The organism is Sporosarcina sp. BI001-red (assembly GCF_003384035.1).
In the GTDB taxonomy this organism is placed as follows: Bacteria; Bacillota; Bacilli; order Bacillales_A; family Planococcaceae; genus Sporosarcina.
Window position 1 is genome coordinate 127,200 of record NZ_QQAK01000015.1, and the last position, 26,234, is coordinate 153,433.

Genomic DNA, 26,234 nt, shown 5'->3' on the forward strand with positions numbered 1-26,234 from the left:
CTATAGGAAGAACACAATCAGTTGTGAGGCGATCGCAACGAGTATAAGCGCGAATGGATACGCAGCTGCATAGGCAATCGCTGGGTCTTCCGAGTCGATGAGCTGGTTCAGCGCACCAAGTGCTGGTGTACTTGTCATACCACCCGAAAGTCCGCCTAGGGAGTGGACGACACTTAGTTTTAGCAATTTCCGTGCCGCGAAATAGCCAGCAAAAATAGGGACTAGTGTTATCAGAACACCGCCAAATATGAGCTTCACACCTTCAGTCTGAATCACTTCTACAATGCCGGCACCTGCTGTCGTTCCGGCACCCGCCAGGAACAACACCAAACCTAGCTCGCGGATGACATGATTGGAAGGACCATAATAGCGTACGTGAATCGGTCCGATCTTGCCGTAATGCCCGATGATTAATGCAACAAAGAGCGGACCACCCGCAGTTCCTAGCTTAATGGTGCCAAGACCTGGTATTGGAATAGGAACCATCCCGAGCAATACACCAAGCAGTAACGTGACACTTATTGAGAAGATATCCAAATTCGTGATGGTGAGTTTCTTACGGGTGAATAGTTCTTCGACTTCATCAAGCCGTTGTTCCGTGCTGACAATCGTCAACACATCCCCTCGAATCAATGGCAAATTCGGGTTTTGCGTCAGTTCGATCCCTTCCCTCGTAATACGTGTTACAGTCGTCCCGTGATCTTTACGTAAACGGAGTTCTTTCAGTGTTTTTCCAATGACTTCATCAGAATCGACAGTCACTTTACGAAGATGAACATTGTCGGGATTGTCTAAATCTGTATCGACAGGTTTGCCAATATAGGCAGTCAATCCCTCAAGCTTCGTTTCGTTGCCAACGACCACTAAGTTGTCTCCATTTAGCAATATCGTATCACCTAACGCAATCATCGTATGACCATCACGGATGACCCGGCTGACAACGGCGTCATAAGGAGCGAAATTTAACTCGCTCAAGCTGCTCTTATGAAGCATCGGGTTCGTCACTTCAAGCGTAGTGAGTACGGGAGAACCTACCGTTCGAATAGGGTTTGCGGTATCTTCCAAGTCTTTTTGTAAGTCTACCTTCCCGATGCGGGGTAATAACTGGACGAATAATACGACGGCCAGCACTCCGAATGGATAAGCAATCCCATAACCGACAGATGCAAGGGGATCATGAGTTGCTTGCAAGGCCGCGGCTAAACCAGGTGTACTCGTAAGGGCACCTGTCATTAGTCCGACACTTAGCGCCGGATCCAAGTGGAGCCCTTTCGCGACCACGATCGTCGTTACCACCGCAAAGAGGATGATTAGGAACGATAGAATCCCAAAAATCAGGCCACTTGATCGGAGCATACGGAAAAACTTCGGCCCAGCCTGTAATCCGATGCCGACAATGAATAGACTTAGTCCGAAGTTTTGGATGACGGGTGAAATCGCGAAACCGAAGTGTCCAAATACCATGGCCACTAGCAAAACTCCAGCTGCTCCTAAGTTCAGACCTTTAATAGAAAGGGAGCCAAACCAGGAGCCAAGAAATAGTATAATGAATAATAAGATTAGTGGCTCGTCTAGTAAGGAGTGAAGAAACTCCATATAATCACCTCGATAAGAAACAATATAATCTAAGTATACTGCAATCGACATAAGAAATGGGACCATGAGAATTAGGAATTGGAACTATTCAGCAATCCGTTCCGTTGAATTCCATCACAATCTGATCTCACATGGATATTAGTTTAAAAGGATTTAGTGTAATTCAACTCACGCGGGTATACGTTGCTGGAGAGTGATCTTTATCTACTTCACGAATGTTATCTGAGTAGCTCAGGCTTATTATTGGTTCGAATATGAATCTTCAAGGTAGGCGGCTTATAAAAATAAGCAGTCTCCTTTTTACTGTTGACTCTTACGTTACGTCAGCCTTTACACTGATCATAGGAAAGGAGGATGGGTATGAAAGTGAAAGAAGTAGCAGCATTATCAGGCGTAAGTGTCCGAACGTTGCATCACTATGATGAACTAGGATTATTGATTCCTGCAAAAACAAGTGAAGCGGGATATCGGGTTTACTCCGACGAAAATCTTGCTGAGCTGCAGCAGATTCTGTTTTACAGAGCACTTGGTTTTTCGTTGAAACAAATTAAAGAAATACTGACGAATCCATCATTCAATCGACTGGAAGCGTTAGTTAGTCAGCAACAGATGCTCCATCAGAAGCGATGTCAACTCGACGACATGATCAGAACGATTGAACAAACGATAAAAGAAGGAAAGGGTGAAGGGACGATGACACGTGAAGAGCGATTCAAAGGATTCGATTTTAACTTAAATCCTTATGAACAGGAAGCGCGAGACCGGTGGGGGGATGAAGTGGTGGATGAAACGAGTAAGAAGTTACAACAGTTCGGTGGTAAGCAGCAGGAAAAAATGAATATGATTTACAGACGCCTTGCTGACGTACGACATCTCCAACCGGACTCGGAGGAAGCCCAAAAAGCAATTGGGAAGTGGTTTCAGTTTTTGAATACGATCGGTACGTACTCATTGGAAGCATTCGCAGGACTTGGGGAGATGTATGTGGCAGATGAACGATTCACAACGAACATCGATCAGTTTGGCGGAGGGCTTGCCAGTTTCATGCGCAATGCGATGAAAGAGTTCGCACGACGTAATAACTAACTAAAACAGGTACCTTCTAATAGGTACCTGTTTTAGTTTGACCTCGTAGGGTCATTGTCTTATGATGAATCAAAATAGTTTGACACTAGTTGAAAAGGTTGTGAGCCAATGAACGTCCCTGCTAAATTACAAATTGGTGATGAGATTCGTATTGTTGCACCGAGTCGAAGTGGTGCAATATTGTCTGAAGTTGGAGTGAAGAGCGCCACAGAACGACTGGAAGCACTTGGTTTTAAGGTGACATTCGGTAAGTTCGCGTTTGAGTCGGATCTACACCACTCCGCTTCCATTGAGCACCGAGTCGAGGATGTCCATGAAGCGTTCAGAGATCCTGCTGTCAAAGGCATTTTGACGGTCATTGGCGGATTCAATAGCAATGAATTGCTACCGTATTTGGATTATGAACTGATTGGTAGCAACCCTAAAGTATTTTGTGGATATAGTGACATTACCGCAATTGCGACAGCCATTACGGCCAAAACAGGGATGGTCACGTATTCGGGACCTCATTTTTCAAGTTTTTCGATGGATATTGGACGAGAATGGCAGACGGAGTTCTTCAAAAAATGTCTCATGCAAGATGAACAGGTTGCGCTCACACCTTCTAAGCAGTGGAGTGACGATTCATGGTATATGGACCAGGAAAATCGATCGTTTGAACCGACAAAGTGGAAAGTTTATAACGAGGGAGTGGCAACGGGACGCGTCTTTGGTGCGAATTTGTGTACGCTGAACCTATTGCAGGGGACTGAGTATATGCCTGAGTTAAAGGAGTCGATTTTGTTCATAGAAGATGATGAAATGACGATTCCCGAGACGTTTGCTCGCGATTTGGCTTCCTTGCTGCAAGTGGCGGGTGAAATCCGCGGACTCGTTATTGGACGGTTCCAACGTGGATCCAAAGTTACTGATGAGCACATTCGTTATATCCTAGACAAACATCCGATACTTCAACAAATACCCGTTCTCTATGACGTTGATTTCGGTCACACCCAACCGAGTTTCACCTTCCCTATTGGAGGAGAGATAGTTTTAAACAGTAGGGATTGTTCAATCGAGTTGAATGTGTTCTAACATAACAAAATATTTTTTAATCAAGCATTGCTTAAAGCAGTGCTTTTTTGTTGTGAAATTATAGAAGAAATTATATGAAGAAACCTTTATGAGTAAACCGATAATGTAAAGGTTGAACTTTCTGCGTCTCCATAGAAACTTCAGTAGAGAAACCGGTTGTCATGATTTTAAGATAATAGAGGTATTCATTCTCAACTGGAAGATGCCTAGGAACAACCGAATAGCACCTTTACTCAACAGGTTCAACTTAAATTAATTCAAAGATTGGAGTCTATCCATGGAATTTATAAATACTGTGGTAAATGAGGAAGTTCCCCATTTCTTCAGTTCTCCAAAATAGAAGTCAACATGCATGATACAAAGCAGGACCTGAGCTTCATAGATTCTCAGTTCTAGGTCGTTCTCCTACAAGTGCGTGAAACCTTTTAACACAGCTTTCCGTAAAGTTATACAAAGGAGTGGGATATATGAAAGCTATTATGGGGACTTTTTTGGTTGTACTCATCTCGATAGGGTTTGCAGATTTGCTACAAGGATTTCTTTTGACTTGGGTTTACTCGACAAATTCTTTTCATGTTCAACAGTTGGAAATCCCTGGACTCATTAAGTATGCCATAACAGCAGTAATCGTCACCCTTTCTTTATACAGCGTCAAAAAAATTTTCGTCCTTCTCAGAAAACAGGTGACGTCACAGTGATTACTTATTATATGAAACAACTGATCAGCATCATATTTTTGGTTTTGTGTGCCATTGTAAGTGATTATTATTTACAAAATGATGTGAATGGAATTGAAAACATGAAATCACCGCAACTTGTCATCATTATAGCTAGTTCGATTGTACTGTTCGTTTGCAATCATCTACTTTATAACTATGGAAAAAAACATAGCTCATTCATGAAACATAAGATTTGGAGCAAAATGTTTAGTATCATCTTTATATGGCTCATGATCTCGTTGGTGAGTTTTATCTTGCTATTCACGTTAACACCTGTAGGAGAGATTTTCACTGCCTATCCATGGCTGGTGTTCATTGTTGTATTCTATTTCCTGTTTTTCATGAACCTGTTCGTTTTATCGATCGTGCATAAGGCGGTTGAGTCCACTGCCAAACTAGAGAGGAAGCTCGTAATTACCTGGATCACTTCCACGTTTAGTATCGCACTTATCCTGTTGCTTGTACCTGGTATTTAAAAACTCAATCCGGCTGATTTCACTTTGAGGGTGCTGGAAAACCTCTTCAAGTACTACAGAATCATCAAACGAAAAAATTGCCAGTAAAATATATATCATTTAAAGCGTACTGTGAATGCAAAGGAGAATAGGTCTATTCTGCAAAGTGTCCGATTAAGAAGAGTAATAAGTTTACCTATAATGAAAGAGTATATTGAAACATACTGGCGCTTTAATCGTAATAAAGAAAACGTCAGGAGTAAACTTCTCTTAATAAATGGAGGATTTATAATGAAAAAAATTTGTAATCAATGCCAAACTGAAATGATAGAGAATTGCAGAGTGAGTGTTGAAGGTGGGATGTATGGAATTAAGGTTATTCAAAAGGGCAAAGGGGTTTTCAACAATGTTTCCGCTAAACCTAAAGCGGCAGTATGTCCAAACTGCGGTTATGTAGCTTTCTACATAAATGAATTTAGGAAATTTAATAAGGGGTAAGCATATATTCCATTAACGGGCCCAAATGTTAAGGAAGGCTTGTTCATCTAATGAGAAGAAGGAACCCACCTTCTAAAGGTCTTACCCAATTAGAAATTCGAGGAGGAATTCATGCCTAGTACGATAGCCGGTAGAATTGCATTTGCCATGTTTGTTGTCTTTGTCTTACAAATCGCTTCCATTTTTATACTATTTTTCACGAATCCTCTCATGGGGATAGTGGTCATAATAATCTCAACTATACTCGCAGGCCCCATCTTCTTAGTGACAGGAACGCTAGGTGCCGTATTTGAAGACGGCCCTAAAAAAGCGATTCCGTTCATAGTGCTTGGTCTTGGTATTGCTGAACTAGCAATGTTCTTGTATGTTGCGTTTGGATTTGAGTTTGGAGGCTGATGCATATGGAGGGAACCATGCCACTGCATTCACATATAGAGAAGTTTCAGAACTGTAAACTATCCCAAGTGGTAAGAAGTGAATTAGTACTTTGTAGAAGAAAAAGTTACTGAAGAACAGAGTTTATCAGTAGAGGAAATCGTTGAAATGAATTCTTGGGTCGATGAAAGTAATACTATAAACTCATAAAAAACAAAAAAATAGAGTTCCTTATTGTTTGGTATAAATATAATATATTGGATGTTTATGAGCTTTGAATCAAAACTGTTTATAAGAATATTACTTAATGAGGTAAAGTTTTGATTGAAACGGGTATCATGATATTAAGCTTTTTGGCATAGTATTTATGAGATTTCTAATGTGTAACTATTTATTGAAAAATGGACTAATTCCCGGTTTAAAGGAATCAGTCTTTTTTGTTTGTTTAAATTTATATAAAAATAAAATGATCAAAAATTTTGGTAAAAGTGTTGCAAATATTTTCTAATTTGTTATAGTTAATCAGGACATTGAAATTGATAATCATTATCACTTAGGTTCTTTCATTGCTATGCACTATGTGAATTGAACAGAGATAATAATTTATCAACTCAATAGTCAATAATACATATAAGAGGAGAGGTACAAGCATTGAGTAAATTCAAATTAGTCATTACTATGGCAGTCTTTGTTTTAATGTTGACAGCTTGCTCAGGCACAAATAATGAATCAGGCAAAGCTGAAAATAAGGATAAAGAAGTTGAATCTAGTGAAGTGGAAGCTGGGGAGGAAGAAGTAGAACCTGCTGAAGCTACATCGGTTGAAATCACTGATATACATGGAACTGTTACGGTTCCTATAAACCCTAAGAATGTAATTGTTTTAGATAATAGATCATTTCAAACTTTAGCTGATTGGGGAATTGAGTTAGCTGCTGTTCCAAAGGCTGTAATGACTGCAGATTCACCCTATGTAAAGGATGAAAAAGTCCAAGACATTGGGAATCATCGTGAACCAAATCTTGAAATTTTAGCTGCAGCAGACCCTGAACTTGTAATAGTTGGACAAAGATTTGCTAACTATTATGATGATATAAAAAAATTAGTACCAAATGCAGTTGTTATTGATATCAATGTTGATGTTTCTGAGGAAACTGAGACACCTGGTGAAAACTTGGTAAAAGGACTTAAAGACAATACAGTTACTTTGGGCAAGATCTTTGATAAAAATGAAGAAGCTGAAAAATTAATAGCTGATTTTGATCAATCTATCGAAGATGCTAAGTCTGCATATAATGGAACAGATACAGTTATGGGTGTTATCGTTTCGGGTGGAGATATTGGTTTTGCAGCTCCTGGTTCTGGACGCGTTTGGGGACCAATGTATGAAATCTTTGGATGGGTTCCAGCATTAGAAGTTAAAGAGTCTACCTCAGATCACCAAGGTGATGAAGTTTCAGTTGAAGCTATTGCACAAAGTAATCCTGATTGGATTTTCGTAATGGACCGTGATGCTTCAATAACTGGCATAACTGATAAAGTTCCTGCACAAGATGTTATTGATCAATCACCTGCTCTTCAAAAAACAACAGCTATTACTAAAGAACAAATTGTTTATGCACCTGCTGACACATACTTAAATGAATCAATTCAAACTTATTTAAAGTTATTTGAGGACCTTAAAGAAGCTTTAGGTAAGTAGTATAAAGGAGTATCACATAGTGCCGAAAAATATCATTAGTGGGGTTGAGAAAAATTCTCAACCTCATTTTTATAATAAAAATAAAATATGGACAAAATCATTTGTAATTGCGATTATAATTGTTGGAATACTAACAATTATATCGCTGTTTACTGGCGTTTATGAGCTACGAGGACAAGAAGATGGGGTGAATATGTTTTTCATAACCCGTATTCCAAGAACAGCTGCGCTACTGCTTACTGGAGCAGCCATGGCAATGGGTGGACTCGTCATGCAACTTATTACACAAAATAAACTAGTCGAACCTACCACAACAGGAACGATTGAATGGGCTGGGTTGGGACTACTGGTAGTTTATTTACTATTTCCTGCACCACCTTTAATGCTAAGAATGACTGGAGCCATCCTTTTTTCTTTTATTGGAACGATGGTTTTCTTTTTGTTCTTAAGAAAAGTTAAACTCCGTTCATCTTTAATTGTCCCGATTATTGGGCTAATGCTAGGGGCAGTGATTTCTGCCGTTACGACATTTTTAGGACTTGTTTTTCAAATGACTCAAAATATTGAAAGTTGGTTTGTGGGTTCTTTCGCGAATGTCCAAATAGGAAGATATGAATATTTATGGGTAATCGTTGTCGTTACTGTCCTGATTTTTATCTATGCGAATAGGTTGACCTTGGCTGGCTTGGGAGAAGATGTGGCAACAAGTTTAGGTGTAAATTATAATGGAATCATTCTTATTGCTACTGCTTTAATTTCTTTAGCAGTTGGAATTGTTGCAACTGTAATAGGAAACTTGCCTTTTCTAGGTTTAATTGTCCCAAATATTGTTTCAATTTTTAGAGGAGATGACCTCAGAAGCAATTTGCCTTGGGTATGTGTGATAGGAATGGGTACGATAACTGCTTCCGATATAATTTCTCGTACAATTATAATGCCCTTCGAATTGCCTGTCTCTTTAATACTTGGAACAGTAGGGTCAATTGTATTTATTATTATTTTATTAAGACAAAGAAAGCCAGGGAGGTCAAGATGAGCGCAATAAAATTTAGACACAAAGAAAATGTTGAAGTTCATTCTGGCCTCCATAATAAAAATAGATCAGCTAAGGCTTTTCGTTCTAAGAAAGATGAGAAACGTTATTGGATATTGCTTATCACATTGATTGTTTTGGGTGCTCTTTCTTCGTATGGTCTTTTAGTTTATAACAATCCAGTTCCAATAGATTCACCTTCTTTTATACCCGTTGTTAAGAGAAGAATTGTAGCTATTATTGCAATGATTATTGCTGTGATTTGTCATAGTTTATCGACCGTTGCCTTTCAATCAATTACAAATAATAGAATTATAACGCCTTCACTTTTAGGGTTTGAATCGCTTTATACAACAATTCAAACGGGTACAGTATTTTTATTTGGTGTTACTGCCATCATTAATTTTAGTGGGATTGGTTCATTTCTATTTCAAGTCCTTCTTATGATCTTGATGAGTCTAATGCTATATGGATGGCTGCTTTCTGGAAAGTACGGAAACTTACAACTAATGCTTTTAGTTGGAATTATTATTGGTACTGGACTGAGGTCTGTTTCAAGTTTTATGAGAAGAATCCTATCACCGTCAGAGTTTGACGTTTTACAGGCAAGGTTATTTGGTTCTGTCAATAATGCGGATGCTGCTTATTTTCCAGTCGTAATTCCTATTGTAATAATTGTAGGATTTTTAATTGTATTTTATTCAAATAGGTTAAATGTCTTATCACTTGGGAAGGATGTTGCAACTTCTGTTGGTGTTAAGCATCAGTCTAGTATAATTTATATACTTATACTAGTTGCGGTTTTGATGTCTATTTCAACAGCTTTAATTGGACCACTTACATTCTTTGGATTTTTGGTTGCGACGTTGAGTTATCAAGCAGCGCCTACTCATGACCATAGATATATTTTCCCGATGGCTCTTGCTATAGGATTTGTAGTACTGACAGGTGCATACTTTATAATGAATCATGTATTCCATGCTCAAGGCGTAGTATCAGTTATTATTGAATTGGTAGGCGGAATAATATTCTTAATTGTGATTTTAAGGAAGAGGGCCCTATGATAAAAATTAATAATGCTAGAAAGCACTATACTGATGAGGTAAAAATTGGACCTTTGGATATTGAAATACCAAAAGCTGGTTTCACTTCTTTAATTGGACCCAATGGCGCTGGGAAGTCTACGACACTTATGATGATTGGCAGACTTTTGGATATGGATGAGGGTCAAATTAAGGTTGCAAACATGGATGTTTCTAAGTCTAAATCAAAGGACTTAGCAAAAATTGTAACTATTTTACGACAAGAAAATCATTTTGTAACGAGGCTTACTGTCAGACAGCTAGCCGGTTATGGACGTTTCCCATATTCGCAAGGAAGGTTAACTAAAGAGGACGAGGCTATTATATCCAAGTATATAGACTTCTTAGATTTGACTGATTTAGAAAATAGATATTTAGATGAACTTTCAGGTGGTCAAAGACAAAGGGCATATGTTGCAATGGTGTTGTGCCAAGAGACGGAATATGTACTTTTGGACGAGCCTCTGAATAATCTTGATATTGCTCGTTCTGTTCAAATGATGGAGTACCTGAGACATGTTGCTGATGAATTTGGGAGAACAATTGTGACTGTTATGCATGATATAAATTTCGCAGCCAAATATTCTGATAGAATTTGTGCTATGAAGGATGGACAAATTGCCGCTTTTGGAACAGTGGAAGAGATTATGAATCCCGACATTTTGACTGGGATTTTTGAAACGAAAATAGAGATTATCGAAGGTCCTTATGGGCCACTAGCTATTTTTTGAACATGTTTTTAATATAAAGAAGCATATAGGTACAGACTTATCCTGTCTTGCAAAGAACAGGTTATACCTGAACACCTTAATAGTCTCTCTTTTCAAAACATAAATTGTAAATAGAGGCATAAATCATCAAGTTGCTATTTCATCTCTTTTTTCTTAATGAACTAAAGAGGCAGGTTAGTTTAATACGGTGTTTGATTTATCATTAAACAATAAAGATAGATGGGTGAACCGTACCATAAATAAGTGCTGTTTTATTAAGTGACCATGTGTTGTATAAGGGAAGTACCTTGGGGGATCTTCAAGCCTTCAAAGAGTCATAAAGCATAATTAGAATACAACCGAAAAACAAAGTCCATGCTAGTGTGGGCAGAGAGTAGTATAATAAAAGCTATAGTTATATGGAAAGCATGGAAGGGAGACGCTAATATGGCAAAATCACTACAAGGAAAAACCGCATATATTACTGGTGCAGCGAGAGGAATTGGTAAAGCAGTTGCTGTTGCATTGGCAAAAGAAGGGGTACATGTTGGGTTACTCGCAAGAAATGAATCAACTTTAAAAAATGTGGCTGCTGAACTTGGTGAGTTAGGTGTCAAAGTAGCTTACGTTACGGCTGATGTTTCATCTAAAGACCAAGTGGAAACAGCAATTACGACATTAACGAATGACTTAGGTCCTGCTGATATTTTAATAAACAATGCAGGTATTGGAGCATTTGCGTCAGTGTTAGATATGGATCCGGAAGAATGGAAAAAAATAATTGATGTAAACTTAATGGGTACTTATTATGTTACCCGTGCCGTATTGCCTCAGCTAATTGAAAAAAATGGTGGAGATATTATTAATATTTCATCGACCAATGGGCTAAATGGGGCAGCGACATCAAGTGCCTATTGTGCGTCTAAATTTGGTGTGATCGGGTTTACTGAATCATTAGCGCAGGAAGTTCGTCGGAATAATATTAGGGTTTCCGCTTTAGCACCTAGTACGGTAGCCACTGATTTAGCGTTAGAGTCAAACTTAATTTCTGAAAATGATGATACGAAACTAATTCAAGCTGAAGACATTGCTGAAATTATTGTAAACCAATTAAAACTGCATCCTCGGGTTTATGTGAAAACAGCTAGCTTCATTGCAACAAATCCATACTAATTGATAAGTTTATCAGTTACTATATTTCTTTATTAAAAGGTCTAGAATATGTTGGACGTCGTTGTTGAAATTATAGGCAGCGACAATTTAATAAATGGAATGTATATAAGTGCATGAAAAAAGACCGCTAATGAGTTATTATTAGCGGTCTTTTCTTGTGGAAGGAATACATAGGGTTTTCTAAATTGTATCATTCGACTGTTCTGTTTGGATTTGTTTTTGTCCTAAGTTTTTATCCACAGGAATGATCAAGTTCAGAATCACAGTCGCAAGTGCACCGACTGAAATCCCTGAAGAGAGAAGGTAATTCGCCCAGTTCGGAACGGTTGCGAGCACTTCTTTCGGAAGCACAGTAACAGCAATCGTCAGCAAAATTGGAACGCCGATCACGATCATATTGCGATCGTCAATAATGATTGGTTGAATGATTTTCATGCCGTTCGTGACAATTGCAACACAGACAATACCGAAGATCCCGTTAATGACGGATTCTGGGATGCAAATAATGATTGCGGATAATTTGGGGATGAACCCCAGTAATACTAGAATGAATCCGCTTGCCATGATGACCATGCGGCTGCCGACTCCTGTAATTGCTAGAAGTCCTGCGTTAGATGAGTAGCCAGTGAGTGGCGTACTCCCGAAAAGGGAACCGATGAAACAGCCGAGTCCTTCACCGAATGATGCACGATTTAGACGTTTTTCATCCAGCTCTTCTTCTGTAATCGTTGAAACAACGAACCACGTACCAGTTGTTTCAAGCAGAATGATTAAGTAGACAAGCATCATCGTAAGAATTGCACCCATATCGAATACGGGCTTTCCGAATGGCAATAATGTCGGAAGTGAGAACCATGCAGCGTCTTTTACAGGTGAGAAGTCGATTGGATAAAAGAAACTAGCAGCGATCGAGCCAGTGACAATTGCGAGAATAACAGAGACGAGTCGGAAAAACGAGCCGAATCGTGGCAATCGTTTACCGAGAACCATGCACGTGACAAGGACACCGGCAGAAATTGAAGCGATGGCTACGTTTTGTCCGATGGTCCCTTCTGCGAAGTAAATATTGTTCAAGCCTACGGGCATTAACGCGATACCTACAATGATGATGACAGTTCCTCCAACAATGGGTGGAACAATTTTACGGACGGTTTTTGCGAATACTTTTAAAGGATAACCAAGGAGTGCAATCATGATGGCTCCAGGAATGAGACTTCCTGCAATCGCGCCGAGTCCTAGCTTGCCCCCAATTGCGGCAATTGCACCGATGGGTACGTAGGAAGGGCCTTGAACAACTGGGAGTTTTAAACCGAATCCAGTTTGAATGAGTGTAGCAAGTCCGGTTGCGAGGAAACACATTTGGACGAAGAACGAAGTATTTTCAGTACTTAACGATAGTAAGCCCGCCACGATAATGGGCGCTATGTACAAATCCATTGCGAGTACGTGTTGTAATCCGAGTGCGATCGCTTTTGGATAACTTACTTTCTCATTAACACCTATGAGCAAACCATCAGGACGTTTCTTTGACACGTGAACACTCCTTAGTTCGTTTTTGTTACGGTATAGATTGGAGTATAAAGAATGAAAATCGATTTGTACAGTCTAATTACGAACATTTTTAAAAATTTTTAAAAATTAGTTCGTATTTCGGTTGACCTATCGAGAATCCTTTCGTACACTTGGGGTAACCAAACCAGTGGAAGGGGATCTATCCATGTTGAAAGATACTGTCTTGCAAGAAGAGTGGCTCGTTGCTTGTCGATCTCAAGATGTCCAAGAAGCGCCGATTCAAATTGTATTAATGGGAGAACGACTGGCGATTTTCCGAAATAGCAAAGGGGTTCATGCATTTAAGGATTTATGTATACATAGGGGGGCTGCACTATCGCTCGGTGAAGTGAAGAATGATTGTCTTGTCTGCCCATATCATGGTTGGGAATACGAAGACGAAGGGGATTGTGTGAAAATCCCTCAGTTGCCTGAAGGGAAATCGATTCCGAAAAAAGCGAAAGCCATCACCTATTCTTGCATCGAAAAGTATGGATTCATCTGGGTGAATCTTTCAGGAAATGAACCTGATTTCTTTACGTATCCAGAAATGGAGTCAGATGAATGGAGAAGTGTCATTTGGGGTCCCCAGGAAGCAGAAGCGCTTCCACCGAGAATAGTGGAAAATTTCTTGGATGTAGGTCATCTAGCTGTTGTTCACCAAGGTTATCTTGGTGAAGAAGCGCATCGTGAAATTGAACCGTATAAGATGAACGAAGTCGATGGAAGAATGTATTCAGATGAAATCCGTATATTCCAACCGGATGCAGATGGGACTGGAGTGGCAAAATACGTGTACTATACGTATGAGATTGTTCGTCCGCTCACGGTACGCTTTACGAAGCGAGATGCAGAAAATGATAGATTGATGACAATACTACTGACGGTGCGACCTATGTCAGAAACGCATTCTGTCGCGTATGGAATTTTGTCGTTCAACTACGATACCGGACAGACAGATGAAGAGATTGTAGCGTTCCAAGATTTGATATTCACCCAAGACAAACCAATTGTTCAAAATCAGAAACCTGAAGAACTGCCACTCGATTTGCAAGTAGAATTATCGCTTGTATCAGATCGTGTGAGCATCGCGTATCGCCAGTACTTGAAGAAATGCGGTGTCGTTCTCGGCACAGCGTAATAGGAGCATAGAAGGCTATCCGAACTGGGTAGCTTTTTTGTGTTGTGTGATAAACTGATAGAAAGAATGTGAGCTATGAATTCAAAACGAACTGAAGAATAGGAGGAGTGTTATGTTGAAACGTAAGGCGATGTTGTTTTCAATGGTTTGTGCAGTTTTCCTTCTAGCTTCCTGCGGTGCCAATGCCGGTAGACCGAGCACGGAGCCTGAACAAGAAGACGGGTACGTGTTGAAAGATGACGTGACAAATATTAACGAACACTTGAACTATGACGATAGCGAGTTGCACAAGATATACTTTGCGGGCGGCTGTTTCTGGGGCGTGGAAGCGTATTTTGCTAAACTTTACGGTGTCCAAGATACGGTTTCCGGATATGCCAACGGAACTGGAGAAAATCCGAGTTATGAAGACGTCATTAAAGGTGACCAAGGATTCGTGGAAACTGTAGAAGTGACGTATGATCCTGACCGGATATCATTAGAGTCCCTCATTGACCATCTGTTTCAAGTGATTGATCCGACTTCCATTGACAAGCAGGGAAATGATGCAGGTGTTCAATACCGTTCCGGAATTTATTATTCTGATGATGCAGATGCAGATACTGTAAAAGAAATTGTGAAAGATGAACAGCAGTTCTATAAGAAAGACATTGCAACGGAAGCTGCACCTCTCGATAACTTCTATAAAGCTGAAGAGTTCCATCAAGATTATTTAGTGAAGAATCCGAACGGGTACTGTCATATCAACCTGCATTCGTTGGACGATGTGAAAATCCAACCGATAATCCGGGATGAAGAGGTTGTGAAACGGTTGAGTGTGCCGAAAGAGAATGAAGAGACGAACTAATGGAGGTGCAGCAAGATGATGACGTTGCTGATTAGAAATGCACGGGTCCGGGATGATCAAGAATTGCAGGATATTTGGATTGAAGAAGGGTTCATCCGGAAAATCGGAACAAGGTTATCTGATTATGCGGATCGCATTATAGACTGTGAAGGAAGAGTTGTTCTCCCAGGCTTAGTCGAGGGGCATATCCATCCGGACAAAGCATTTTTAGAAGAACGAAAACCGAATGTATCCGGAACACTTGAAGAGGCGATTAAAAATACTGCTGAACTGAAAGCAGAGTATACGTATGAAGATGTGTATGCGCGTTCTGAGAAAGTGTTGCAGTGGGCGATTGCTAAAGGAACAACGGTTATGCGTGCTCATCCTGATGTCGATCATATCGAGAAGTTGCTTGGCGTGGAAGTGTTGCTTGCATTGAAAGAGGTCTATAAGGAAAAAATCGACTTGCAAATTGTTGTGTTTCCTCAAGAAGGGATATTGAAGTCCGAAGGGACGCTTGACCGGATGGAACAAGGCATTCGTATGGGTGCGGAAGTTGTTGGCGGGTGCCCTTACAATGAAAAGACGCTGAAAGATTCCATTCGCCACTTGGAAATGGTCTTTGAACTAGCGGAAAAGCATGATCTACCGCTAGACTTGCATGTGGATTTTGCCGATCATACGGAAGATCCTAGGTACATGCTGACGGATCGAATTTGCGATATGACGATGGAGCGAGGGATGCAGGGGCGTGTGACGCTCGGTCATGTGACGAGTCTTGGATCGCTTGAGCCTGAAGACGCGTCTACGTTATTTACTAAAATTGCGGAGGCAGGGATTACGATCATGCCGCTACCTGCAACGGATGTATATTTGAATGGACGCAACGATGAGAAAAACGTACGACGTGGGATGGCACCAGTTCTACAGATGCTTGAACACGGGGTAAATGTGGCATTCGCTTCAAATAATATCCGCAATGCCTTTACACCGTTTGGCAATGCGAATTTGTTACTGATCGGATATTTGCTTGCGGAGACACAATTCATGGGATCTGCTGAACAGCAGCGAACTGTTCTCGATATGATTACGTACAATGCGGCAAAATGTCTAGGTATTGAAGAGACCTATGGAATTGCTGAAGGGAAACTGGCGGACTTGGTTGTGTTTGATTCTCAGAAATTGAGTGACGTGATTCAAGACCAACCGATTGCAAACTTCGTAATTAAGGCAGGCAAAGTAATTGTCGAACAGTCTATGAATCGCGCTGTCGAATAAGTTCGAATGTTGTTAGATTGTTTTGAAAGTTAGCGGGTATATGATAAAGTAATACACATTACAATGTTTGAAAAGGAGGCTGCTTGGATGACGACAGTTGGATTTGTACGCCATGGGGTGACTGCCTGGAACAAACAAGGACGAGCGCAAGGGAGTACGGATATTCCCTTGGATAATGAAGGAATTATGATGGCGGAACGTGCAGCAGAGCGATTTGCGGCAGATAAGTGGGATGTAATTTACACAAGTCCTTGGCAGCGTGCAAAACGAACTGCAGAACTTATTGGGTTGCAGTTGACTCATGCTGAAGTAATTGAAGACAAACGGTTGCGTGAACGTGCTGGTGGATTGATCGAAGGGACGACGGAAGCCGATCGTTTGGCAAAGTGGGGTCCTGATTGGAAGCAGCTTGACTTGCAAGGGGAGTCGCATGATAGTGTGATCACCCGAGGGATGTCGTTCATTGAAGAGATGCAGCAACGTTATCCAGATGGCCGCGTACTTGCAGTCAGTCACGGTGGATTCATCAAACGGTTATTGTCTGAGTTGTTGCCTGGAACGACGTATGAAGAACCGCTTGGGAATACGTCGTTGACGATTGTTAAAATCAGTGACAATGAAAATTTGTGTGAGTTATTTAACTGCACAAATCATTTGCATGAGATGAAGTCTTGAAACCGGTTTGCCTTTGGGCACCCGGTTTTTTTGTGTGAATTGGCGATCAGATAGAGTGAGTTGTCGATCGGTGGGTGGTGTTTGTTTGTCACATAGCCATGTTTCTCCATCACACAGAGAGATTTGTCTGACACATAGCGAAGTTTCTCGATAAAGGGACACAATTCAAGTGATTGAAAGATAAAATTGGGGGCGCTTCGCTTGTTTAGGAAGGGACAACTCTATGGGGAAGACTGAATTCACATTGTCCGACAGAACTGATGAATTGTCCGACAACCGGCGAGGGTTCTCGGACACATAGCCATGTTTCTCCATCACTCAGAGAGATTTGTCCGACACATAGCGGAGTTTCTCGATAAAGGGACACAATTCAAGTGATTGAAAGATGAAATTGGTGGCGCTTCGCTTGTTTAGGAAGGGACAACTCTATGGGGAAGACTGAATTCACATTGTCCGACAGAACTGATGAATTGTCCGACAACCGGCGAGGGTTCTCGGACACATAGCCGTGTTTCTCCATCACACAGAGGGATTTGTCCGACACATAGCGGAGTTTCTCGATAAAGGGACACAATTCAAGTGATTGAAAGATGATATTGGTGGCGCTTCGCGGGGGGGGGGGGTGATATCTGCGCGTGCAGATAAAAATTGTCCGAGCTTGATCATCAGACCGCCTAATTCCAGTGCAATCTTTTTAAACTAGTATACTGTGAATGAAGAGGAAAGGGGACATATTGCATTCGCCCTACAAAGTGGATTATTAGCAACTCAAATAGGGTAAAGCCAAAAGTATGAGTGTAGAAGAAGAGGTGTAGAAAATGGCAGAACATGAATTTCACTTGAAAGCATTTTGGCCAGGTGGCCGTAATAGTGAAGGGTATATTGAAGCAGGAAATCTTCAAACTAAAATATCAATCCCGTCAGCAATGGAAGGTCCGAACATTGGCACAAACCCCGATGAAATGCTACTGGGTGCAGCGGCTACGTGCTATATCATTACATTAGCAGCGATGATTGAGCGGGCTCACTTGCCCCTCGGGAACATGTCGCTCGAATCTATTGGATTTGTCGATGTGACAATGGGTGTCTTCACGTATAAAAAGATTATTCATAGACCAATAGTTTCATTGAAACCAGAAGCGAGTGCGTCTGACTTTGAAAAGTTGAATGTGCTCATAGTGGAAGCAGAGAGAAACTGCATGATTTCCAAAGCTATTCAAGGCAATGTGGACGTGGAAGTTGAACCGTCAGTATCTAAATCACAAGTATAACTGGCAAGATAGGGGAGTTTCCTATCTTGTTTTTTAGTAGAGTGCATCCAGTATTATTCGCAATCTTTGAAAAGTCTTGCTAGAATGGATGAAACCTAACGGAAGGATGATGAATAGTGACCGAAACGTTGTCGCACCAGGATGTCATCTACGCATTCAGTAAAACACATCCGCCAGTAAAGAGAATCAATTCCGGAACAACCATTGAAATTGAAACATATGACTGCTTTAAAAACCAAGTCCAGTCACCAGATACGAAAATTAGTGGGATTGACTGGGATGCCATTAATCCCGCAACCGGCCCCATTTTTGTGAATGGCGCATCTGCTGGCGATATCTTGAAAGTGACCATTCAAAAGCTGAACATTGGCGACCAAGGAGTTATGGCAACGGGGCCGGATCTTGGTGTGATGGGACACCGTCTGACGGAGCTCGAATCTAAAATCATACCAATCGAAAACGGTGTTGCTAAATTTAACAATCGGCTTTCCATTCCGCTAAATCCGATGATTGGCGTTATTGGCGTTGCTCCTGAAGGGGAACCGATTTCGTGCGGAACCCCGGGGGCACATGGCGGGAATATGGACACGAAGCTGATCACGGAAGGGGCCGTCCTGTACTTCCCGGTTTTCGCTGAAGGTGCGCTGTTTGCGCTAGGAGACTTCCATGCGGCGATGGGAGATGGCGAAATTGGTGTTTCTGGAATTGAAGTGCCGGGCAGTGCTGTCGTCACGCTGGATGTCATTAAAAACACGCCACTTAATCATCCATTGCTTGAAAATGAAAAAGGATTCACGTTCTTAGTTTCGGCGGAAACATTGGACGAAGCGGTAAAGATTGCAGTCGAAGAGACAGCAGATTTATTGGCAGCAAGAACCAAACTCAGTTTATCTGAAGTGACCATGCTGCTGAGCGCAGTAGGGCAAGTTCAAGTGAGTCAAGTCGTCGATCCACTTGTCACCGTCCGGTTCTTTGTTCCGCGTTACATCTTGGAAACTTACGGTGCCGCACTTTTAGCCGAATAGATAGGGAATGAAACCAGCTTCTAGGAAGGGAGCTGGTTTTCCTTATGGGACAGAACACATTGCTGAAACTATTCATAGCAAGATTCCGTATAATAACTAAGGATAGTGTAATTGGAGAGGAGGCAAGTTTATGAATGTATTTAACGAAAACATAACCTTTTGCCATCCGTGGAGATCCTATCAGGCGCGAATTCTTGCAGATTTGGATGACCATTTGAAAAACAGGCACCTCCATCTAGTGGCACCGCCAGGATCAGGGAAAACGGTTCTCGGTCTTGAAGTGATGCTCAGATTAGATGAACCCACACTCATTATTGCACCAACGCTTGCGATTCGTAATCAGTGGATTGAGCGTTTCGTCGAGTCATTTTTGCAAGAGTCTCAACAGCCAGACTGGATTTCAACGGATTTACGAAACCCGGCGGCAATGACGGTGACAACCTACCAATCTTTACATAGTGTGTTAAAAGGAGAACATCTTGAAACGTTCTTCGCAGCATTCGATGCTGTGAATTTCAAAACTATTATTTTGGATGAAGCCCATCACTTACGCACGTCGTGGTGGCAAAGTGCAATGACAATCAGGGATCGATTGAGCGAACCGAACATTGTTGCACTCACAGCCACACCGCCGTACGACGCTGGGCAAAGAGAATGGAACAACTACATACAGCTTTGCGGTCCGATTGATGAAGAAATCTACGTCCCCGAACTAATTCGTGAAGGGGATCTTTGTCCCCATCAGGATTATGTCTATGCATCTATCCCCTCACCGGAAGAAGCAGGAATAATTGCACAGTTCCATCGGTCAGTGGATACGTTTGTCGAGCGTCTTTTATCCAACCAGGAATTCCTCGAAATGTTGGAGGGACACCCATGGATTCGTACGCCGGAAGAATACATGGATGAGTTACTTGGCAACCCTGCATATTATTCAAGCTTGCTGTTGTTTTTAAGAAATGCAGGGAGTGAGAGTTGGAAGGACGGACTCGAAATCATCGGAGCAGATGAAAAGAATATCCCAGAGTTTTCTCTCGGTTGGCTTGAAGAACTATTGAATGGTGTTTTGTATAAAGATCCATTTTACGAGGTTGACCATCCTGTTTTGAGGCCCATGAGATTAGAATTATCCAGAATGAATGCGATTGAACGACGAACGGTTACGCTGCGTTCGAGTCATGAAATTCAACAGACTCTAGTGAAAAGTGTAACCAAACTAAATAGTATTGAAGAGATCGTATCGTTCGAAACCGAGCAGCAAGGAACTTCTCTGCGGCAAGTGATTTTGACGGATTACATCCATAAAGAGGCGCTGCCAACGTCAGCGGATGATGAAAAACCGTTGGTACGTCTTGGAGTTGCTCCCATTTTTGAAAGACTTCGCAGATCACCAAGAACGGATTCGCGACTTGGCGTGCTGACGGGGTCGCTCATCATTATTCCAGCGACCGCATGGGCGACACTTACTGAACTTGCTATGAATAGCGGGGTTGAACTTTCTTCAGTACCTTTAGTGCAAGACGATGGGTATGTCTCCGTTGAAGTGGGTTCCAATCGACAGCAGGTGACCTCTCTCATGACAGAAGTTTTTTCTAGAGGCGAAATCCAAGTGCTCATCGGTACTGCAGCGCTTCTTGGAGAAGGTTGGGATGCGCCTGCCATCAATTCACTCATTATTGCCTCGACAGTAGGAAGTTATATGTTGAGCAATCAGATGAGAGGGCGTGCCATTCGGACTCAAGCAGGAAATCCGAATAAAACTGCTGCTATCTGGCATTTAGTATGTATTCAGCCGGTAATGGAAGGAGGCGGTCCAGACCAGATTGCCTTGGAAAGACGCTTCCAATCGTTAATCGGACTGGATGCAGAACTTCCGCGCATTTCTTCAGGCATCGATAGGCTCCATCTAGCGAGAAGTCTCGAATCTGGAAGTATTGCAGAGCAACAAAATCAGAAGACGTTTAAACGCGCCGTGGACCGAACATCATTACAGAAAAGGTGGCAGCAGGCTATAGGAAATGCAGAACGCGGTGAGCGGAAAGAAGAGCTTGTCGCCGAACGGAAGAGAATTCCGAAGCCGTTCGTATACGCAGCGACTGTTAAATCATTAGTCATTGTCGGAGTGGCAGTGTTTTTTGAAGCGGCTCGAGAAATAATGGGACCTGTCCCTTTCAATATATCGAAAGAACGGCTGATGATCGCGTTACTGGTCGGGATTGTATTAGCTTCTCCGTATTTATGGAAGTCAGGTAAAGCGATGATTCGCCATCGTTCACTGGAACGCAGTATGATTCAAGCTGCGACTGCTGTCTATGAGACACTGTTTCATGCTGGCTTACTATCCATTCCTCTGAAAGAAAATCGCATTTGAACAGAGGGAGGAGATTCGATATCTTGTAGTTTGGAACGGGGAACTATCCATGAACAAACGGTTTTTCTCAAGGCGATGCAAGAGTTGCTTGACCCTATTGAAAACCCGAGATACTTGTTAGTACGTCAGTCAAAACTTCTTTTCATCCAACGACGTGACTTCCATGCAGTTCCTGAAGAAATAGGTCGTAAAAAAGAATACGCAGAGTTTTTCCTGAAACAATGGAATCATCATGTTGACCATGCTAGGTTGACTTACACGCGTACACCTGAAGGTCGAAAAGAATTGCTCGTTGCGAGACTCACGGCGATGTCTGCTATTTTTGTCGATAAATCAGAGCGGCTGAGTGTGTGGAGGTAAGCAATCCTTAAAAGACTTGAAAGAAGAAAGCAAGGTTTTGTAAGTTAGGAAGGAGAAAATATGGTTGAGTACATATTAGTGTTTTTAGGGGCAGCCGTGCCCGCTCTTGAAATTGCAATTGTTATTCCGGTCGGGATTGTCCGAGGCCTGTCTCCATTCTGGGTCATAGTATCGGCCTTTGCAGGAAATATGCTGACCGTGGTACTGCTCATCTTTCTGTACCAGCGAATGGAGCAATGGTACAGGGGACGAAAAGGTGATAATACGGAGGGTGAATCTAAAAGGCAACTCCGTGGTAGAAAAATCATGGATAAATACGGGGTTGCCGGACTCGCATTAGCGGGACCGATTCTTATCGGTACACACATCGCAGCCTTTTTCGCTCTTCTATTTGGTGCTTCCAAACAGAAGACAATCATTTGGATGACAGTCAGTATCGCGTTATGGTCAATAATTTTTGGTGTCGTAACTGCGATGGGGTTTACTTTTTTCGTTAAAGATTAAACAATTTAGAAACGAATGTAAGAACAGGAGCGATAATGACACCGTATACAAGAAAAATGGTCGCAAATGTCCCTAAGAGATAGAGGATCTTGTGCTTTTGATAGGCACTCACTTCGGGTGATTCAATCAGATGGAAGGAGCGCTTTTTGTGGCAGGATTCACAGAAGAGTCGGTAAGTAACGTTTTTACGTATTTCTGATTTGTTCAGAACAACTTTCTTAACTCTCGTTTCTTTCCTTTTGAACGAAATACCGAATGTCTCTGCGTAGGGAAGTGTTTTTCTATGTAGGCAGTTCACAGATTCGAATTCCAACTGAAGGCCATCGAACCAACTTTTTTGGCGAAGGGTCTTCTTATACAGTATAATCCCTGCAATTCCTACAATGAGTATGGTTAGCGGGAATGCGGAAATCATAAAAATCAATTTCACTAGATCTTGACCACCTTTTAGAATGATTTGAAATACTTGATTTCCAGTCTATCAATATTCTCTTCTTGAAGCTACGGTTAACAGAAGAAGTCTATAAATGTTGAAGTAAAGGTTCAGGTATATTAGTAGTTTGGAGCGGAAGGTGGCGACTCCGGAGGGATCAGCGAAGATCGAAGACCCCGCAGAAGCGAAGTGCCGAGGAGGCTGAGATCGAGCCCCTCGGAAAGCGTCCACCGGGAGCGGAAAACAACGGCGGTCAATGGAATTGTTTGAGCCAATATATATAGTTGTATATATAAATTCATAACACTATTTAACCATTTGAACTTTCATTCAATTAAATTGTGAAAATATATTGACATGAAAAACACAATCCTATACTATTATTTTCAGCATGAATAAAGTCATTCTTATTAGTAGCCGTGGAGACGAGGGGTCGACGATGCGGTGGCAAACCCATTCAGTATATTTTTCTGGATAGGGCGCCCAACCTGAGCGCAGTTTTGTTATGGAACTGTGAACAATAAGAGGATAAGCAGCTGATGCAGATCGAAGCTTTCCTTAGGTTGTAGGAGAGCTTTTTTTGTGCTCCAAAACACATTTTTTGTAAGGAGCGGATACAATTGGTTGAAAAGATTTTATTTACTTCAGAGTCAGTGTCAGAAGGACATCCAGACAAAATTGCGGACCAAATTTCGGATGCAGTTTTGGATGCAGCGCTTGCACAGGACCCGTTTTCACGGGTTGCGTGTGAAGTGTTTACGACAACAAACACTGTAATTGTTGGTGGAGAGATCACAACAGGAGCGGTGTTGGATATTGAAAAAATCGCTCGGCAAACGCTTCTGGAAATAGGATATGTGAACGATGAATTAGGAATCGATGGCAACACTTGTAACGTGCAAGTGCTTGTCCATACGCAATCACCGGATATCGCTATGGGCGTAGATACGTCGAGTGATACGAAAGAAATCGGTGCAGGGGACCAAGGTCTGATGTTCGGGTTTGCAACGGACGAAACAGCAGGATTCATGCCGTTGCCGATTGAACTGGCACACGCGCTTGTGAAAAAAGCGTCTGTCCTCCGGAAAAACGGTCAGTTCCGCTGGGCACGTCCCGATATGAAATCTCAAGTAACGATTGACTATACATCGAAAGAAACGCCAAAGATCGAGACGATTTTAATGTCGATCCAGCATGACGGTGACTTTGATAAAGAAGCGTTCGATGCGTATGTGAAAGAGGAAATCATTTTTAATACGGTGAAAGAATTCAATTTACCTGAACCAATCCGTGTGCTGATCAATCCAACGGGTCGATTTGTCACAGGTGGTCCTCATGGAGACGCAGGGTTAACAGGACGAAAAATCATCGTCGACACATACGGTGGAGCAGCTCGTCATGGTGGCGGTGCATTTTCTGGAAAAGACTGTACGAAAGTCGACCGTTCCGCGGCATACGCTGCACGATATGTCGCGAAAAATATTGTTGCTGCTGGACTTGCGAAGAAGTGTGAAATTCAGCTGTCCTACGCAATTGGCGTCAGTGAGCCAATCAGTATTGCAATTGATACGTTTGGAACAGGAAATGTCTCAGACGAAAAAATGCTTCGTGCTATACGAGAAGTATTTAATCTGACGCCTGCAGGGATTATCGACATGCTAGATTTACGGGCACCACGTTACCAGGCGACAGCTGCATACGGACATTTTGGCCGTACAGAACTAGATTTACCTTGGGAGCGGACAGACAAAGTGGATGCGTTAACGCAATCTGTACATGACACAATCGGAGCCGGGTGCTGATGAACATCGTCAAAGAGACGACAGTTCCAACAAGAAATCTTCTCCAAACGGATGCGCCACTATTTGACGCGCTCGTCCGATATGCGAATTCTGAAACGGTTTCGTTTGATGTACCGGGTCACAAAATGGGAGCATTGAACACTCCGTTTCGCGATGCAATCGGGGAGCAAGCGCTGAAAATGGATGTCAATTCGATGGTGGAGCTAGACTTGTTAAGCCATCCGAAATCGGTCATTAAAGATGCACAAGAGTTAGCGGCACAAAGTTTTGGAGCGGATCATGCGTTTTTTCTAGTCAACGGCACAACTGTCGGGATCCACGCGATGCTTCTCGCGTCGTGTAAACCAGGGGAGACACTCCTTGTACCACGTAATTGCCATAAATCGGTCATAGACGGAATGATCTTAAGTGGTGTCTTGCCTACATTCATGCAACCGGAAGTGGATGAACAATTTGGGATTTCACATAGTGTTTCAGCAGAAAACGTCGCGAAAGCACTGAAAGAAAATCCAACTGCAAAGGCAGTGCTCGTTACGTATCCAACGTATTTCGGGACGATGACCGATCTGAAGACGATTTGTGAAATAGCCCATGCAGCAGGTGCCATCGTACTAGTCGATGCTGCACACGGTGCGCATTTAAGGAGTATGGAGGGAATGATTGACCCCATACAAGCGGGAGCAGATCTTGTTACAACGAGCATGCATAAAACGGGCGGCTCGCTTACTCAAAGTTCGCTTTTATTGCTTCAAGGCAATCGCATTACTGCAGATAAAGTACGGAAAGTGACCAGCATGCTCCAAACGACAAGTGCCAACTACCTGCTGATGAGCTCATTGGACGCAGCTCGAAGAGAACTTGCCCTTCATGGGGCTAATGCATTTCAACGATTGAAGCCGATTATTGACGAGGCTATAGAATTAATTGAATCAGGCGGACATTATGAAGTGTTGAAAAACAATAATGTCAGCAATCGTTTTCTTCAGTCCCATGACTGGACGAAGTTAGTGATCCGGGTGAACGGCCTGGGACGGACTGGTTTTGAAGTTTATTCACTATTAAAACAACGCTATGGTATTCAGATGGAGCTTGCAGAAGGGTATGTCGTCATGGCGGTGGTGACGCCAGCGGATACAACAACTACAATCGAATGTCTAACATCAGCATTGCTAGATATAGAACGAACGTGCACAAAACCGCACGTTCTCCACTCTGCATGGACAGTGGTGGATTCTGTCAATGAACTCGTGATGACACCGAGAGATGCATTTTATGCAGAACAAGAATCAGTAGCGATAGATGATGCCATCGGTCGAATTAGTGCAGATACATTAATGATTTACCCGCCTGGAATTCCATTAGTGATTCCAGGTGAACGAATAACGTGTGAAGTGATCCAGCATTATGCCTATTATGAGCAAGCATTCGGAAGCGTGTTATCTGAGTCAAAACAAAGTGGCAGCGTGACTGTCGTAAAAGGGGGATTTTAACG

Annotated in this window: 25 protein-coding genes; 22 read left to right on the forward strand and 3 right to left on the reverse strand. The window is 42.0% G+C overall.

Going from position 1 to position 26,234, the window contains the following annotated elements:
* Positions 1-1,596, reverse strand: a complete 1,596-nt coding sequence (locus DVB69_RS15045; protein WP_116019932.1) for an aspartate:alanine exchanger family transporter — start codon at positions 1,594-1,596, stop codon at positions 1-3.
* A 354-nt stretch (positions 1,597-1,950) separates the two neighbouring features.
* Between DVB69_RS15045 and DVB69_RS15050 the strand changes: the two genes are divergently transcribed.
* The 11 genes from DVB69_RS15050 (at position 1,951) to DVB69_RS15100 (ending at position 11,502) form a co-directional block, all read left to right on the forward strand.
* Complete coding sequence (locus tag DVB69_RS15050) at positions 1,951-2,682, forward strand: MerR family transcriptional regulator (protein WP_116019933.1); 732 nt, start codon at positions 1,951-1,953, stop codon at positions 2,680-2,682.
* Between the two features lie 108 nt (positions 2,683-2,790).
* Positions 2,791-3,756, forward strand: coding sequence for a S66 family peptidase (locus DVB69_RS15055; protein WP_116019934.1), 966 nt, complete (start codon positions 2,791-2,793; stop codon positions 3,754-3,756).
* A gap of 467 nt (positions 3,757-4,223) precedes the next feature.
* The gene (locus DVB69_RS15060; RefSeq protein WP_116019935.1) at positions 4,224-4,454 is read left to right on the forward strand and encodes a hypothetical protein; all 231 of its coding nucleotides are present in this window, start codon (positions 4,224-4,226) and stop codon (positions 4,452-4,454) included.
* Positions 4,451-4,951 (forward strand): hypothetical protein, encoded by a 501-nt coding sequence (locus tag DVB69_RS15065; protein WP_116019936.1) that lies wholly within the window; start codon positions 4,451-4,453, stop codon positions 4,949-4,951. The genes DVB69_RS15060 and DVB69_RS15065 overlap by 4 nt, the downstream gene beginning before the upstream one ends.
* Before the next feature lie 270 nt (positions 4,952-5,221).
* Positions 5,222-5,428 carry a nucleic acid-binding protein gene (locus DVB69_RS15070; RefSeq protein WP_116019937.1) on the forward strand — a complete coding sequence of 69 codons (207 nt, stop codon included), beginning with the start codon at positions 5,222-5,224 and terminating at the stop codon, positions 5,426-5,428.
* Between the two features lie 111 nt (positions 5,429-5,539).
* Entirely contained in the window at positions 5,540-5,824 is a 285-nt protein-coding gene (locus DVB69_RS15075; RefSeq protein ID WP_116019938.1) for a hypothetical protein, read from the forward strand.
* Between the two features lie 657 nt (positions 5,825-6,481).
* Positions 6,482-7,504: a siderophore ABC transporter substrate-binding protein gene (locus DVB69_RS15080; RefSeq protein WP_116020005.1), complete on the forward strand. Its 1,023-nt coding sequence runs from the start codon at positions 6,482-6,484 to the stop codon at positions 7,502-7,504.
* Positions 7,505-7,523: 19 nt separating this feature from the next.
* Positions 7,524-8,540 (forward strand): ABC transporter permease, encoded by a 1,017-nt coding sequence (locus tag DVB69_RS15085; protein WP_116019939.1) that lies wholly within the window; start codon positions 7,524-7,526, stop codon positions 8,538-8,540.
* Complete coding sequence (locus DVB69_RS15090) at positions 8,537-9,601, forward strand: iron chelate uptake ABC transporter family permease subunit (protein WP_116019940.1); 1,065 nt, start codon at positions 8,537-8,539, stop codon at positions 9,599-9,601. The genes DVB69_RS15085 and DVB69_RS15090 overlap by 4 nt, the downstream gene beginning before the upstream one ends.
* Positions 9,598-10,350 carry an iron ABC transporter ATP-binding protein gene (locus tag DVB69_RS15095; RefSeq protein WP_116019941.1) on the forward strand — a complete coding sequence of 251 codons (753 nt, stop codon included), beginning with the start codon at positions 9,598-9,600 and terminating at the stop codon, positions 10,348-10,350. Before DVB69_RS15090 ends, DVB69_RS15095 begins: the two co-directional genes overlap by 4 nt.
* Positions 10,351-10,776: 426 nt before the next feature.
* A complete protein-coding gene (locus DVB69_RS15100) occupies positions 10,777-11,502 on the forward strand; it encodes a 3-ketoacyl-ACP reductase (RefSeq protein WP_116019942.1) in 726 nt (241 codons plus the stop codon).
* A 180-nt stretch (positions 11,503-11,682) separates the two neighbouring features.
* Here DVB69_RS15100 and DVB69_RS15105 read toward each other — a convergent pair whose 3' ends face one another.
* A complete protein-coding gene (locus DVB69_RS15105; RefSeq protein ID WP_116019943.1) occupies positions 11,683-13,035 on the reverse strand; it encodes a uracil-xanthine permease family protein in 1,353 nt (450 codons plus the stop codon).
* Positions 13,036-13,219: 184 nt separating this feature from the next.
* Here DVB69_RS15105 and DVB69_RS15110 point away from each other — a divergent pair, with 184 nt between their 5' ends.
* From DVB69_RS15110 to DVB69_RS15145, 9 genes are all read left to right on the forward strand, one after another.
* On the forward strand, positions 13,220-14,194 hold the full coding sequence (locus DVB69_RS15110; RefSeq protein ID WP_116019944.1) for an aromatic ring-hydroxylating oxygenase subunit alpha: 975 nt from the start codon (positions 13,220-13,222) through the stop codon (positions 14,192-14,194).
* Between the two features lie 112 nt (positions 14,195-14,306).
* Positions 14,307-15,041: a peptide-methionine (S)-S-oxide reductase MsrA gene (msrA, locus tag DVB69_RS15115; protein ID WP_199562879.1), complete on the forward strand. Its 735-nt coding sequence runs from the start codon at positions 14,307-14,309 to the stop codon at positions 15,039-15,041.
* Between the two features lie 15 nt (positions 15,042-15,056).
* Entirely contained in the window at positions 15,057-16,301 is a 1,245-nt protein-coding gene (locus tag DVB69_RS15120; RefSeq protein WP_116019945.1) for an amidohydrolase family protein, read from the forward strand.
* An 87-nt stretch (positions 16,302-16,388) separates the two neighbouring features.
* Complete coding sequence (locus DVB69_RS15125; RefSeq protein WP_116019946.1) at positions 16,389-16,976, forward strand: histidine phosphatase family protein; 588 nt, start codon at positions 16,389-16,391, stop codon at positions 16,974-16,976.
* Positions 16,977-17,794: 818 nt separating this feature from the next.
* Entirely contained in the window at positions 17,795-18,247 is a 453-nt protein-coding gene (locus tag DVB69_RS15130; RefSeq protein ID WP_116019947.1) for an OsmC family protein, read from the forward strand.
* Between the two features lie 116 nt (positions 18,248-18,363).
* The gene (locus DVB69_RS15135) at positions 18,364-19,272 is read left to right on the forward strand and encodes an acetamidase/formamidase family protein (RefSeq protein WP_116019948.1); all 909 of its coding nucleotides are present in this window, start codon (positions 18,364-18,366) and stop codon (positions 19,270-19,272) included.
* 130 nt (positions 19,273-19,402) lie between these two features.
* Positions 19,403-21,643 (forward strand): DEAD/DEAH box helicase family protein, encoded by a 2,241-nt coding sequence (locus DVB69_RS15140; protein WP_233505425.1) that lies wholly within the window; start codon positions 19,403-19,405, stop codon positions 21,641-21,643.
* Between the two features lie 84 nt (positions 21,644-21,727).
* A complete protein-coding gene (locus DVB69_RS17835) occupies positions 21,728-22,003 on the forward strand; it encodes a hypothetical protein (RefSeq protein ID WP_233505426.1) in 276 nt (91 codons plus the stop codon).
* A gap of 60 nt (positions 22,004-22,063) precedes the next feature.
* Positions 22,064-22,507: a small multi-drug export protein gene (locus tag DVB69_RS15145; protein ID WP_116019949.1), complete on the forward strand. Its 444-nt coding sequence runs from the start codon at positions 22,064-22,066 to the stop codon at positions 22,505-22,507.
* Here the strand turns inward: DVB69_RS15145 and DVB69_RS15150 are convergent.
* The gene (locus tag DVB69_RS15150) at positions 22,497-22,937 is read right to left on the reverse strand and encodes a hypothetical protein (protein WP_116019950.1); all 441 of its coding nucleotides are present in this window, start codon (positions 22,935-22,937) and stop codon (positions 22,497-22,499) included. The two genes, DVB69_RS15145 and DVB69_RS15150, sit on opposite strands and share 11 nt — an antisense overlap.
* 623 nt (positions 22,938-23,560) lie before the next feature.
* On the opposite strand from DVB69_RS15150, the gene metK reads away from it, so the two are divergent.
* Both metK and DVB69_RS15160 read left to right on the forward strand, forming a co-directional pair.
* On the forward strand, positions 23,561-24,742 hold the full coding sequence (gene metK, locus DVB69_RS15155; protein ID WP_116019951.1) for a methionine adenosyltransferase: 1,182 nt from the start codon (positions 23,561-23,563) through the stop codon (positions 24,740-24,742).
* Positions 24,742-26,232, forward strand: a complete 1,491-nt coding sequence (locus DVB69_RS15160) for an aminotransferase class I/II-fold pyridoxal phosphate-dependent enzyme (protein ID WP_116019952.1) — start codon at positions 24,742-24,744, stop codon at positions 26,230-26,232. The genes metK and DVB69_RS15160 overlap by 1 nt, the downstream gene beginning before the upstream one ends.
* Positions 26,233-26,234: the final 2 nt, after the last annotated feature.

What these genes read in the sequence shown, in the direction of transcription:
- DVB69_RS15050 (WP_116019933.1), top strand. Translation starts at nt 1,951, where the DNA reads ATGGGTATGAAAGTGAAAGAAGTAGCAGCATTATCAGGCGTAAGTGTC.
- DVB69_RS15120 (WP_116019945.1), top strand. Translation starts at nt 15,057, where the DNA reads ATGATGACGTTGCTGATTAGAAATGCACGGGTCCGGGATGATCAAGAA.
- DVB69_RS15080 (WP_116020005.1), top strand. Translation starts at nt 6,482, where the DNA reads ATGGCAGTCTTTGTTTTAATGTTGACAGCTTGCTCAGGCACAAATAAT.
- DVB69_RS15090 (WP_116019940.1), top strand. Translation starts at nt 8,537, where the DNA reads ATGAGCGCAATAAAATTTAGACACAAAGAAAATGTTGAAGTTCATTCT.
- DVB69_RS15130 (WP_116019947.1), top strand. Translation starts at nt 17,795, where the DNA reads ATGGCAGAACATGAATTTCACTTGAAAGCATTTTGGCCAGGTGGCCGT.
- DVB69_RS15095 (WP_116019941.1), top strand. Translation starts at nt 9,598, where the DNA reads ATGATAAAAATTAATAATGCTAGAAAGCACTATACTGATGAGGTAAAA.
- DVB69_RS15160 (WP_116019952.1), top strand. Translation starts at nt 24,742, where the DNA reads ATGAACATCGTCAAAGAGACGACAGTTCCAACAAGAAATCTTCTCCAA.
- DVB69_RS15060 (WP_116019935.1), top strand. Translation starts at nt 4,224, where the DNA reads ATGAAAGCTATTATGGGGACTTTTTTGGTTGTACTCATCTCGATAGGG.
- DVB69_RS15045 (WP_116019932.1), bottom strand. Translation starts at nt 1,596, where the DNA reads ATGGAGTTTCTTCACTCCTTACTAGACGAGCCACTAATCTTATTATTC.
- DVB69_RS15070 (WP_116019937.1), top strand. Translation starts at nt 5,222, where the DNA reads ATGAAAAAAATTTGTAATCAATGCCAAACTGAAATGATAGAGAATTGC.
- DVB69_RS15125 (WP_116019946.1), top strand. Translation starts at nt 16,389, where the DNA reads ATGACGACAGTTGGATTTGTACGCCATGGGGTGACTGCCTGGAACAAA.
- msrA (WP_199562879.1), top strand. Translation starts at nt 14,307, where the DNA reads ATGTTGAAACGTAAGGCGATGTTGTTTTCAATGGTTTGTGCAGTTTTC.
- DVB69_RS15055 (WP_116019934.1), top strand. Translation starts at nt 2,791, where the DNA reads ATGAACGTCCCTGCTAAATTACAAATTGGTGATGAGATTCGTATTGTT.
- DVB69_RS15100 (WP_116019942.1), top strand. Translation starts at nt 10,777, where the DNA reads ATGGCAAAATCACTACAAGGAAAAACCGCATATATTACTGGTGCAGCG.
- DVB69_RS15075 (WP_116019938.1), top strand. Translation starts at nt 5,540, where the DNA reads ATGCCTAGTACGATAGCCGGTAGAATTGCATTTGCCATGTTTGTTGTC.
- DVB69_RS15110 (WP_116019944.1), top strand. Translation starts at nt 13,220, where the DNA reads ATGTTGAAAGATACTGTCTTGCAAGAAGAGTGGCTCGTTGCTTGTCGA.
- DVB69_RS15140 (WP_233505425.1), top strand. Translation starts at nt 19,403, where the DNA reads ATGAATGTATTTAACGAAAACATAACCTTTTGCCATCCGTGGAGATCC.
- DVB69_RS15145 (WP_116019949.1), top strand. Translation starts at nt 22,064, where the DNA reads ATGGTTGAGTACATATTAGTGTTTTTAGGGGCAGCCGTGCCCGCTCTT.